The 12,016-nt window shown below is 57.1% G+C and carries 7 protein-coding genes and 1 other RNA gene; 6 read left to right on the top strand and 2 right to left on the bottom strand.

Annotation, left to right across the window (positions count from 1 at the left end; genetic code table 11):
• The first annotated feature begins 222 nt into the window (after positions 1-222).
• The 3 genes from ppsA to EXW94_RS02290 all read left to right on the top strand — a co-directional run bounded on the left by ppsA (position 223) and on the right by EXW94_RS02290 (position 6,615).
• Positions 223-2,601 carry a phosphoenolpyruvate synthase gene (gene ppsA, locus EXW94_RS02280; protein ID WP_100166949.1) on the top strand — a complete coding sequence of 793 codons (2,379 nt, stop codon included), beginning with the start codon at positions 223-225 and terminating at the stop codon, positions 2,599-2,601.
• A gap of 234 nt (positions 2,602-2,835) precedes the next feature.
• Entirely contained in the window at positions 2,836-4,236 is a 1,401-nt protein-coding gene (locus EXW94_RS02285) for an MFS transporter (RefSeq protein ID WP_108416822.1), read from the top strand.
• A gap of 3 nt (positions 4,237-4,239) precedes the next feature.
• On the top strand, positions 4,240-6,615 hold the full coding sequence (locus EXW94_RS02290; RefSeq protein WP_174339390.1) for a glycoside hydrolase family 3 N-terminal domain-containing protein: 2,376 nt from the start codon (positions 4,240-4,242) through the stop codon (positions 6,613-6,615).
• Between the two features lie 5 nt (positions 6,616-6,620).
• On the opposite strand, the gene rprA is transcribed toward EXW94_RS02290, so the two are convergent.
• An RNA gene (gene rprA, locus EXW94_RS02295) (antisense sRNA RprA) lies at positions 6,621-6,728 on the bottom strand.
• Positions 6,729-6,937: 209 nt separating this feature from the next.
• Positions 6,938-8,053: an AI-2E family transporter YdiK gene (ydiK, locus tag EXW94_RS02300; protein WP_010430184.1), complete on the bottom strand. Its 1,116-nt coding sequence runs from the start codon at positions 8,051-8,053 to the stop codon at positions 6,938-6,940.
• A 200-nt stretch (positions 8,054-8,253) separates the two neighbouring features.
• Here ydiK and EXW94_RS02305 point away from each other — a divergent pair, with 200 nt between their 5' ends.
• The 3 genes from EXW94_RS02305 to EXW94_RS02315 all read left to right on the top strand — a co-directional run bounded on the left by EXW94_RS02305 (position 8,254) and on the right by EXW94_RS02315 (position 11,998).
• Positions 8,254-11,310 (top strand): FAD-binding and (Fe-S)-binding domain-containing protein, encoded by a 3,057-nt coding sequence (locus EXW94_RS02305; RefSeq protein WP_174339391.1) that lies wholly within the window; start codon positions 8,254-8,256, stop codon positions 11,308-11,310.
• The gene (menI, locus tag EXW94_RS02310; RefSeq protein WP_042715638.1) at positions 11,307-11,717 is read left to right on the top strand and encodes a 1,4-dihydroxy-2-naphthoyl-CoA hydrolase; all 411 of its coding nucleotides are present in this window, start codon (positions 11,307-11,309) and stop codon (positions 11,715-11,717) included. The genes EXW94_RS02305 and menI overlap by 4 nt, the downstream gene beginning before the upstream one ends.
• Positions 11,718-11,803: 86 nt before the next feature.
• Entirely contained in the window at positions 11,804-11,998 is a 195-nt protein-coding gene (locus EXW94_RS02315; RefSeq protein ID WP_010430192.1) for a YdiH family protein, read from the top strand.
• Positions 11,999-12,016 lie beyond the last annotated feature (18 nt).

Raw genomic sequence — 12,016 nt, forward strand, 5'->3', positions numbered from 1 at the left:
GAAAAGTAGATTTCATTTTTCAAATAGCGACTTTATTTCTGTGGTTTTTGGTTGAATATAGAGGAATCATCGGTTTAGCGAGTGATGGGAAAGTATCCGAAAAGTTGAAAATTTAAATTGCTTACACGATTCACCGTTTTTTTAGCGGAAGTAAATATGCCAGTATAAATACGTAGTCAGGTGTTTCTTACTCCGATCAAATATCACAAAAGGATTGTTTCGATGTCCAACAATGGCTCGTCACCGCTGGTGCTTTGGTATAACCAACTCGGCATGAATGATGTAGACAGAGTTGGGGGCAAAAATGCCTCCCTGGGTGAAATGATTACAAATCTGTCCGGTATGGGTGTTTCCGTACCAAACGGGTTTGCCACCACTGCCGATGCCTTTAACCTGTTTTTAGACCAGAGCGGTGTTAACCAGCGCATTTACGACCTGCTGGATAAAACGGATATTGATGACGTCACCGAGCTTGCCAAAGCCGGGTCACAAATCCGCCAGTGGATCATCGACACACCTTTCCAGCCGGAACTGGAAAAAGCCATTCATGACGCGTACAACCAGCTCTCCGCTGACGATGCGCAGGCCTCCTTTGCCGTGCGTTCTTCTGCAACCGCAGAAGATATGCCCGATGCCTCGTTCGCCGGACAACAGGAAACCTTCCTGAACGTTCAGGGTTACGATGCGGTGCTGGTGGCGGTGAAGCACGTGTTTGCTTCCCTGTTTAATGACCGCGCCATCTCCTATCGCGTGCACCAGGGCTACGACCATCGCGGCGTCGCGCTCTCCGCTGGCGTGCAGCGTATGGTTCGCTCGGACGTAGGTTCTTCCGGCGTGATGTTCTCCATCGATACCGAATCCGGCTTCGACCAGGTGGTGTTTATCACCTCCGCGTGGGGCCTGGGCGAGATGGTGGTGCAGGGCGCGGTAAACCCTGACGAATTCTACGTCCACAAGCCTACGCTGGCGGCTAACCGTCCGGCAGTGGTGCGCCGCACCATGGGCTCGAAAAAAATTCGCATGATCTATGCCCCAACCCAGGAGCATGGCAAGCAGGTTAAGATTGAAGATGTGCCGCAGGAGCAGCGCGACCGCTTCTCCCTGACCGACGCCGAAGTGGAAGAGCTGGCGAAGCAGGCGGTGCAGATCGAAAAACACTACGGTCGTCCGATGGATATCGAATGGGCGAAAGACGGTAACACCGGCAAGCTGTTTATCGTGCAGGCGCGTCCGGAAACCGTCCGCTCTCGTGGTCAGGTGATGGAGCGTTATACGCTGCACGCGCAGGGCAAAATCGTGGCGGAAGGCCGCGCCATCGGTCACCGTATCGGTGCTGGTCCGGTGAAAGTGATCCACGACATCAGCGAGATGAACCGCATTGAGCCAGGCGACGTGCTGGTGACCGACATGACCGACCCGGACTGGGAACCGATCATGAAGAAAGCGGCGGCCATCGTCACCAACCGCGGCGGTCGTACCTGTCACGCGGCGATCATTGCCCGCGAGCTGGGTATTCCTGCGGTTGTTGGCTGCGGTGATGCCACCGAGCGCATGAAGGACGGGCAGAACGTGACCGTCTCCTGTGCCGAAGGCGATACCGGCTACGTGTACGCCGATATTCTGGACTTCAGCGTGAAAAGCTCCAGCGTGGATACCATGCCGGACCTGCCGCTGAAGATCATGATGAACGTCGGTAACCCGGACCGTGCGTTTGACTTCGCCTGCCTGCCGAACGAAGGCGTGGGCCTGGCGCGTCTGGAATTCATCATCAACCGTATGATTGGCGTTCACCCGCGCGCGCTGCTGGAGTTTGACGACCAGGATCCGAAGCTGCAGAACGAAATCCGCGAGATGATGAAAGGCTACGACTCACCAAGAGAGTTCTACGTCGGCCGTCTGACCGAAGGGATCGCGACGCTGGGCGCGGCGTTCTACCCGAAACGCGTGATTGTGCGTCTGTCAGACTTTAAGTCTAACGAATACGCCAACCTGGTGGGCGGCGAGCGCTACGAGCCGGAAGAAGAGAACCCGATGCTGGGCTTCCGCGGGGCCGGACGCTACGTGTCCGACAGCTTCCGCGACTGTTTCGCGCTGGAGTGTGACGCGGTGAAACGCGTGCGCAACGACATGGGGCTGACCAACGTGGAGATCATGATCCCGTTCGTGCGTACCGTGGACCAGGCGAAAGCGGTGGTAGACGAGCTGGCGCGCCAGGGGCTGAAGCGCGGCGAGAACGGGCTGAAGATCATCATGATGTGCGAAATCCCGTCCAACGCCCTGCTGGCCGAGCAGTTCCTGGAGCACTTCGACGGCTTCTCTATTGGCTCGAACGACATGACGCAGCTGGCGCTCGGTCTGGACCGCGACTCTGGCGTGGTCTCTGAGCTGTTCGACGAGCGTAACGAGGCGGTGAAAGCGCTGCTCTCCATGTCCATCCGCGCGGCGAAGAAGCAGGGGAAATACGTCGGGATCTGCGGTCAGGGTCCGTCCGACCATGAAGACTTTGCCGCCTGGCTGATGGAAGAGGGGATTGATAGTCTCTCCCTGAACCCGGATACCGTGGTGCAAACCTGGCTGAGCCTGGCGGAACTGAATAAGTAACCGCGTAAAAACGGAAAAAGGCGAGGAGATATCTCCTCGCCTTTTTTTATTTCCGCCCGAATATGCTCCCCATCACAAATAAAACAAAAAACCAAATATCATAATTTGTCTGTTAATTTAGACAATTGTTAGCGCGCAAAGCGTTGCTAATACTTGAGCCTTACTGCGCACTTCCCTTCAGATGATGCGCAACTGGTTGAAATACGTTTTAACCTGATAAAAAGGCAAATAACAATGACAATCTCCTCTGTATTACGTACGAAAGATAAAATAGGTTATGGCTTAGGCGATATGGCCAGCGCGCTGGTCTGGCAAACGGCGACGTTATTTCTCGCCTATTTTTATACGGACGTTTTTGGCTTGCCCGCCGCGATTATGGGCACCATGTTTTTAGTGGTGCGCGTGGTCGATGCATTTATCGATCCCTGCATTGGCGCACTCGTCGACCGCACGCAAACGCGCCACGGTCGTTTTCGCCCCTGGCTGCTGTGGTTTGCTATTCCGTTTGGCGTCAGCTGTCTGATTACCTTCTATGTACCGGACGTCGGGCCGACCGGGAAAATCGTCTATGCCTGCGTGACTTACGCCATTCTGAGCCTTATCTACTCGGCGATTAACGTGCCTTACTGCGCCATGCCGGGGGCGCTGACGCTGGATCCCCGCGAACGTCACTCTCTGCAATCCTGGCGCTTTGGGTTGTCCTTTATCGGCGGGCTGATCGTGACGGTGATTGCCCTGCCGCTGGTGTCACAGCTGGGGCAAGGTAACGTACAGAAAGGCTATTTCTATGCCATGAGCCTGATGGGGCTGCTGGGTATTGTTTTATTCTTCTGCTGCTTCCTGATGACCCGCGAACGTTATTCACCACGAAATGATACCTCCGGCTCCATGCTGACGGATTTAAAACTGCTGGCCAAAAACAGCCAGTGGCGAATTGTGTTCGTGTTTAATATTTTGCTGTTAACGGCGGTCGTGACGCGCGGCTCTGCCACCATGTATTACGTCAACTATGTGCTGCTGCGCCCGGAACTGGTCTTTGCCTTTATTGTTTCAGGCATGGTGGCCTCATTAAGCGGGGCATTATTATCTGAACGCCTGCTCGGAAAATTTGATCGCGTTCGCGCCTATCAGTGGACCATTATGACGTTCGTCATTTTCGGGGCGCTGATTTTCTTCATTCCGCCTTCGCAGGTCTGGCTGATATTCGGCCTCAACATCGTTTTTAGCTTTATTCAAAACCTGACCACGCCGCTCCAGTGGACCATGTTCTCCGACGTGGTGGATTACGAAGAGCATCGCAGCGGTCGTCGTCTGGACGGTCTGGTCTTCTCTACCGCGCTGTTTGCCATCAAGTTTGGGCTGGCGCTGGGCGGGGCCGTGGTCGGTTGGGTGCTTGGCATGGTGGATTACGCCCCGGGCCAGGTGACGCAGGCGCCGCACGTGCTCTCTACCATCAACGCGCTCTTTACGCTCATTCCTTGCGTGCTGTTCCTCTGCATGGTGGCGCTTCTTTCCATTTACAAACTCAACAGTCGGCTGGTGGATTCCATTGCTCGTGAACTTGCGGGCAAGCGTGATGTGCGTCCCGACGCAGGAAAGCTCAGCCCGGCAACCCATTCTGCAATACAGGAGTAAAACATGACGGCTATCTATAAGGACGCAGGACGTCCGGTACACGAGCGCGTCGCCGATTTACTGGCGCGCATGACCCCGGAAGAGAAGTTTGCCCAGATGCACGCGTACTGGCTGATCCTCGATGAAAACGGCAATCACCGCGAACGGAGCGATCTCAGCGATGAGTTCGCAGACGTGAGCGAGCAGGCCTCGCTCAGCGAACGGCTGAAGCTGGGTGTGGGGCAGATCACACGTCCGCTCGGCACGCATATTGTTGATGCGAAAACGGGCGTGCGCGCGGCCAACCGACTCCAGCGCATGATGATGGAAGAGACGCGTCTTGGCATCCCGGCGCTGTTCCACGAGGAGTGTCTGGTGGGGCTGCTGTGCAAAGACGCAACACTGTTCCCGTCTTCGCTGAACTATGGGTCGACCTGGGACCCGGAGCTGGTGCAGCGGGCGGCGGAGCAGATTGGCAAAGAGGCGCGCTCCGTCGGCTGTCAGCAGGGGCTGGCGCCGGTGCTGGACGTGTCCCGCGACGTGCGCTGGGGGCGTACCGAAGAGACCTTCGGCGAAGATCCCTGGCTGGTGGGGGTGATGGCGACCGCCTACGTGAAGGGGTTACAGGGCGATAAACGCGACCTGCTGGCGACCCTGAAACATTACGTTGGCCACTCGTTTAGCGAAGGGGCGCGCAACCACGCGCCGGTGCACCTCGGGTTTAGCGAGCTGAATGATACCTTCCTGCTGCCGTTTGAAATGGCGGTGAAGCTGGCCAACGCCGGTTCGGTCATGCCCGCCTACCACGACATTGATAATCAGCCGGGTCACAGCGACAGCTTCCTGCTTACCACCGTCCTGCGAGAACAGTGGGGATTCGATGGGATTATTGTGGCGGACTACGGCGGCGTCAGCCTGCTGCATCAGCACCACGGGATTTCCCACGACGCGGCCGAATCTGCTGCGCTGGCCTTTAACGCCGGGCTGGACGTTGAGCTGCCGAAAGATGACTGCGCGCGCCATCTGGCGGAAGCGGTAGAGCGTGGGCTGATTTCGATGGCGAAGGTGGACGAGATCGTGGCGCGTACGCTGACGGAAAAATTCCGCCTTGGCCTGTTTGAACGTCCCTATGCCAATGAGCAGGGCAGCGATCTGCAAAATGAGACGACCCGGCAGGTGGCGCGTGATGTCGCGACAAAGTCGATCACGCTTCTGGAAAACAATGGCATCTTGCCCCTCGGTGGAAAGCCTCGCGTTGCGCTGGTCGGCCCGACGGCAGACGATCCGCTGGCGTTACTTAGCGGTTACAGCTTCCCGGTACACCTGATCATCAGCGACATGGTAGAAGAGACGTCGCAGGTGACGACCCCGCGCGCGGCGCTGGAACACTATCTGGGTGCATCTAACGTGCGCTATGCCATAGGGTGCCACATCATTGAAAAACGGATGGCGGGCGCGCCGGTCTTCCCCGGTGACAGCGGCGGTAAGCCGATGCAGCAGTCGCCGGTTTCACTGAGCACCGCACTGATCCCCGAGGCGGTAGACGCCCCGCAACAAAGTGACGTGGTGGTGGCCTGCGTTGGCGATCTCGCCGGGCTGTTCCAGAGCGGCACCGTGGGTGAAGGCTCAGATACTGACTCATTGAATCTGCCTGGCGTGCAGCAACAGCTGCTGGAAGCGCTGGTCGCCACCGGTAAACCGGTGATCGTAGTGATGACCGGCGGGCGCCCGTACAACCTTCAGGGCCTGGAAGATAAGGTCGCGGCGCTGATGATGGCCTGGGCACCCGGGCAGGAAGGGGGCTGGGCGATTGCGGACGTGCTGACGGGGCGGGCGGAGCCGCAGGGGCGTCTGGTGGTGAGCGTGCCGAAAAGCGCCGGAGCAATGCCGTATTACTACAATCACAAGCTCAAAAGCGGCGGCACGCCGTTTGCGTTCCATTTCGGTTCGCGTTACCCGTTTGGCTTCGGCCTCGGCTGGACGCAGTTTAGCTGGGGAGCGACAAAAGTGGCGGCATCCAGCGTGCCGGTCGACGGCGAGGTGACGCTGAATGTGGATATCACCAATACCGGTGAGCGCAGCGGCAGCGAGGTGGTACAGGTTTACGTCAGGGATAAGGTCGCCACGCAGGTGCGACCGCTTCAGGAGCTGAAGGCCTTCCAGCGCGTCACGCTCTCGCCGGGCGAAACCGCCACGCTCACCTTTACGCTACCGGTTGAGATGTTCAACTTTACCCGTCGCGACGGGAAACGCATCGTTGAGCCGGGTGAGTTTGAACTGCAGGTTGGCGCATCGTCGGCGGATATTCGCGAGGCGGTGACGGTCAATGTGACAGGGGAAACGCGGGTACTGCCTGCTGAGTGGCGGATGCTCAGTACCTGTGAGGTTAAGCGCGCGTAGTCAGGATAAAAAAAAGCCCATCGTGGGAGATGGGCAAAGACTACACACAGCAATTCGTTGTTTCACTCAGGGGATTTCCATGCTTATAAATCAAGGTGTTGATTTATAACCGTGTCCTAATAGTAGGCATGTCGGCTTTTAGCGTCGATCAGATTCGTCTCAATAGTTAAAGAGACGTAAAGATTTCTTGAGGTTAGCAGCGGACTTGCTGCTGAAATGGCGGGTCTGACCAGTGAGTAATGAATAAATACTTTAGCAGCGTTAAAGTATTGTGAGGGGGAATGTAGGCCGGGTAAGCGTTAGCGCCACCCGGCCAAAAGGCTTAATGCGTGTTCTTCTCTTCCAGCTCTTCCAGTTCGCTCAGGATCACATCAGGATCTGTTCCCGGAGGGGGAACTTCATGCACCCAGGCCGAGAAGAGACGCCATGTCACTGCGAGCAGCACCGGGCCAATAAAGAGGCCGATCATTCCAAATGCGATTAACCCGCCGATAACGCCTGACAGGATCAGAATCAACGGTAAATCAGCCCCCATGCGGATCAGTATCGGGCGAATGACGTTATCCATGGTGCCGACCACGCAGCTCCAGACCAGAAGCACGGTGCCCCAGGTGGTATCGCCCGTCCAGTAGAGCCAAATGATGGACGGCACCAGCACCAGCAATGGTCCCAGTTGCGCAAGACAGGTCATCAGCATGACAACGGTGAATACGGTAGCGTACGGCACGCCGGAAATCGCCAGGCCGATACCGCCCAGCACCGCCTGCACCAGCGCGGTCACCACCACGCCCAGCGCAACGGCACGGACGGCTTGCGCAGCCAGCAGCACGGCGGCATCGCCGCGTTTACCCGCCAGTCGGGTGGCAAAATGACGCACCCCAAGGGCAACCTGCTCACCGCGCCAGTACAGGAGCGCGCTAAAGACCAGCATCAGCGCACAGTGCATCATAAAGCGACCAATATGCGCCGCCTGACCGACAAACCAGGTGGTGGTGGTGCCAATATACGGCCGCACTTTCGCGATCAGCGCGCTGCCGCCCATCTCCAGCAGGCTGTGCCAGCCGCTGTAGAGTTTCGCGCCGACCAGTGGAATGCTATTAAGCCACGCGAGATCCGGCAACGTCAGATCCCCGCTGGTGGCGGCACGGATAACCGGGCCACTGGAGTCGACAAGACTATTTACCAGCAGGGCAATCGGAATAATAAACAGCATGAACAGCAGCAGCGTCATGACCAGCACCGCCAGGCCACGGCGGCCAAACAGCAGTTTCTGCAGTCGTAATAGCAGAGGCCAGGTGGCGACGACAACGGTAGCGGCCCACGCAAAGCCAAGCACGAAGGGTTGAACAATCCACAGACACGCAATAATCATCAGGGCTAAAAACAGCACCGACAGCAAAATTTGCGCAACATCCCTGGGCTGACGAAGATTGACCATAAATGTAACTTTCCTTAAATGAACACCAGCATGGCTGGCGAGAACGTGAACCGCCTTTCTCTAATCATTAGTGATATCAGCGATTTTTGACAGGCGGATTTTGCCCGTAATTCTGCTGAGCGCATAAGAAAAAAATGTGATAAAAAGTTGTGATACAACGCAAACGATTTCCACAACAACTCTAATTAGGGTCGACAGTGATGATCCCACAGATTTCTCAGGCACCTGGCGTCGTTCAGCTGGTGCTTAATTTTTTGCAAGCACTGGAGCAACAGGGTTTTACAGGTGATACCGCCACGAATTATGCCGACAGGCTGACAATGGCGACCGATAACAGTATCTACCAGCTTCTCCCCGATGCCGTCGTTTTTCCACGCTCTACAGCGGATGTGGCGCTGATTGCCCGTCTGGCCTCGCAGGAGCGCTTTACCTCCCTGGTTTTCACACCCCGTGGCGGCGGTACCGGCACCAACGGGCAGGCGCTGAACCAGGGCATCATCATCGATATGTCCCGCTATATGAACCGCATCATTGAAATCAACCCTGAAGAGGGATGGGTGCGCGTGGAAGCGGGGGTTATCAAAGATCAGCTTAATCAATTCTTAAAACCGTACGGCTACTTTTTTGCGCCGGAACTGTCGACCAGCAACCGGGCGACCATTGGCGGGATGATCAATACCGACGCATCCGGTCAGGGCTCTCTGGTCTACGGTAAAACCTCCGATCACGTGCTGGGCGTGCGCGCGGTGCTTCTGGGGGGCGACATCCTCGATACCCAGCCAATGCCGGTCGAGCTGGCCGAGACGCTGGGTAAAGAGAGCACGGCGAGCGGGCGGATTTATCGCACCGTGCTGGAGCGCTGTCGCGATAACCGTCAGCTGATCCTCGACAAATTCCCGAAACTGAACCGATTCCTGACGGGTTACGATCTGCGTCACGTCTTTAACGACGACCTGACCCAGTTCGATTTAACCCGCGTGCTGACCGGTTCGGAAGGTACGCTGGCGTTTATTACCGAAGCGCGTCTGGATATCACCCGGCTGCCGAAGGTGCGTCGCCTGGTGAACGTTAAATACAACTCCTTCGATTCTGCTCTGCGCAATGCGCCATTTATGGTGGATGCGCGGGCGTTGTCGGTGGAAACCGTTGACTCAAAAGTGTTGAACCTGGCAAGAGAAGATATCGTCTGGCATTCGGTCAGTGAGCTGATTACCGATGTACCCGACAAAGAGATGCTCGGTCTGAACATCGTTGAGTTCGCTGGCGATGACGCCGAACTGATTGAACGTCAGGTTAGCACGCTGTGCCAGCGGCTGGACGAACTGATTGCACGCGGTGAAGGCGGCGTGATCGGCTGGCAGCTGTGCAACGATCTCTCCGGCATTGAGCGTATCTACGCGATGCGTAAAAAAGCGGTGGGGCTGCTCGGGAATGCGAAAGGGGCCGCGAAGCCAATTCCGTTTGCCGAGGATACCTGCGTGCCGCCGGAACATCTGGCGGATTACATCGTTGAATTCCGCGCGCTGTTGGACAGCCACGGCCTGAGCTACGGCATGTTTGGCCACGTGGACGCGGGCGTGCTGCACGTGCGTCCGGCGCTGGATATGTGTGACCCGCAGCAGGAGATCCTGATGAAGGAGATCTCCGACGACGTGGTGGCCTTAACCGCCAAATATGGCGGCCTGCTGTGGGGTGAGCACGGCAAAGGGTTCCGCGCGGAGTACAGCCCGGCGTTCTTCGGGGAGCAGCTCTTCGGTGAACTGCGTAAGGTCAAAGCGGCATTCGACCCGGATAACCGCCTCAATCCCGGTAAGATTTGCCCGCCGGAGGGCGTTGACGCGCCAATGCTGCAGGTGGATGCGGTCAAGCGCGGCACCTATGACCGACAAATCCCGATTGCGGTGCGCTCTTCCTGGCGTGGCGCGATGGAGTGCAACGGCAACGGCCTGTGCTTTAACTTCGATGTGAAGAGCCCGATGTGCCCGTCGATGAAAATCACCAGCAACCGTATCCACTCGCCAAAAGGGCGTGCGACGCTGGTGCGCGAGTGGCTGCGACTGCTGGCGGACCGCGGCGTCGACCCGCTCAAGCTCGAGCAGGAACTGCCGGAAAAACGCGCCAGCCTGCGTTCCCTTATCGAACGCACCCGCAACAGCTGGCATGCGAATAAAGGCGAATACGACTTCTCGCATGAAGTGAAAGAGGCCATGTCCGGCTGCCTGGCCTGCAAGGCCTGTTCGACGCAGTGTCCGATCAAAATCGACGTGCCTGAGTTCCGCTCGCGCTTCCTGCAGCTGTATCACACGCGCTATCTGCGACCGATGCGCGACCATCTGGTGGCGACGGTGGAAAGCTACGCCCCGCTGATGGCGCGTGCGCCGAAGACCTTTAACTTCTTTATCAATCAGCCGCTGGTGCGCAAGCTTTCCGAAAAACATATCGGCATGGTGGATCTGCCGCTGCTCTCGACACCGTCGCTGCAACGCCAGCTGGTGGGACACCGCTCGGCAAACATGACGCTGGAGCAGCTTGAAGCCCTGAGTGATGCGCAAAAAGCCAACGTGGTGCTGGTGGTGCAGGATCCGTTTACCAGTTATTACGATGCTCAGGTGGTGGCCGATTTTATCCGTCTGGCGGAAAAAGTGGGCTACCAGCCGGTTGTGCTGCCGTTCTCCCCGAATGGCAAGGCGCAGCACATTAAGGGCTTCCTGACCCGTTTTGCGAAGACGGCGCAGAAAACGTCTGACTTCCTCAATCGCGTGGCGCAGCTTGGAATTCCCATGGTCGGCGTCGATCCGGCGCTGGTACTGTGCTACCGCGATGAGTACAAGCAGACGCTGGGCGAAAAACGCGGTGATTTCCACGTCATGCTGGTACACGAGTGGCTGCCTTTAGCGCTACAGCAAACTGCCGCACGTGAGGCCAGCGGTGAGCCTTGGTATCTCTTTGTTCACTGTACTGAAGTTACGGCACTGCCGGGCGCACCTGCCCAGTGGGCCGCTATTTTCGCCCGTTTTGGCGCGAAGCTGGAAAACGTCAGCGTGGGCTGCTGCGGTATGGCAGGTACCTACGGACACGAAGTGAAAAACCACGCCAATTCGCTTGGGATCTATGAATTATCGTGGCAACAGGCGATGCAGCGTCTACCGCGTAACCGCTGTCTGGCCACGGGGTATTCGTGTCGCAGCCAGGTGAAACGCGTTGAGGGTAACGGCGTTCGCCATCCATTACAGGCTTTGCTGGAGATTATCGGATGATCTGGAAACGTGCGGTGACGCTGCAGGCGTTAAACGCCATGGGCGAAGGCAATATGGTGGGGCTGCTGGACATCCAGTTTACCCGGATTGGTGAGAATGAGCTGGAAGCGACGATGCCCGTCGATAGCCGCACGCATCAGCCGTTCGGTTTGCTGCACGGCGGCGCGTCCGTTGTGCTGGCCGAAACGCTGGGTTCGGTTGCGGGCTATCTCTGTACCGAAGGGGAGCAGAAGGTTGTCGGGCTGGAGGTGAACGCTAACCATATCCGCTCTGTTCGCAGCGGGCGCGTGCGCGGTATTTGCCGCGCGCTTCATGCCGGGAGCCGTCATCAGGTGTGGCAGATCGATATTCTCGATGAGCAGGAACGCCTGTGCTGCTCCTCAAGACTGACGACGGCAGTTGTGTAAAGTTTCCTGATGTTTTTGCTCGTGGTCAAAAGCTAGCCAGCGCGTTGTGATATACTGGTCAGGATTTGTACATAAGCGAGGACATCATGGATACTGAAATAACCCCAACCCAACTGGCAATTGAATATTTACGTCGCGATAAGAGCAACCTGTCTCCGGCGCAGTACCTGAAAAAACTGAAACAACTTGAGCTGGAATTTGCAGATTTGCTGGCGCTCTCTTCAAACGAGCTGAAAGAAGAGATCTATTTTGCCTGGCGGTTGGGCGTTCACGTCCATTGAGTGCGAATGAAAAGGCCG

The sequence above is a fragment of the Enterobacter sp. JMULE2 genome (assembly GCF_013337145.1).
Lineage (GTDB): Bacteria > Pseudomonadota > Gammaproteobacteria > Enterobacterales > Enterobacteriaceae > Enterobacter > Enterobacter mori.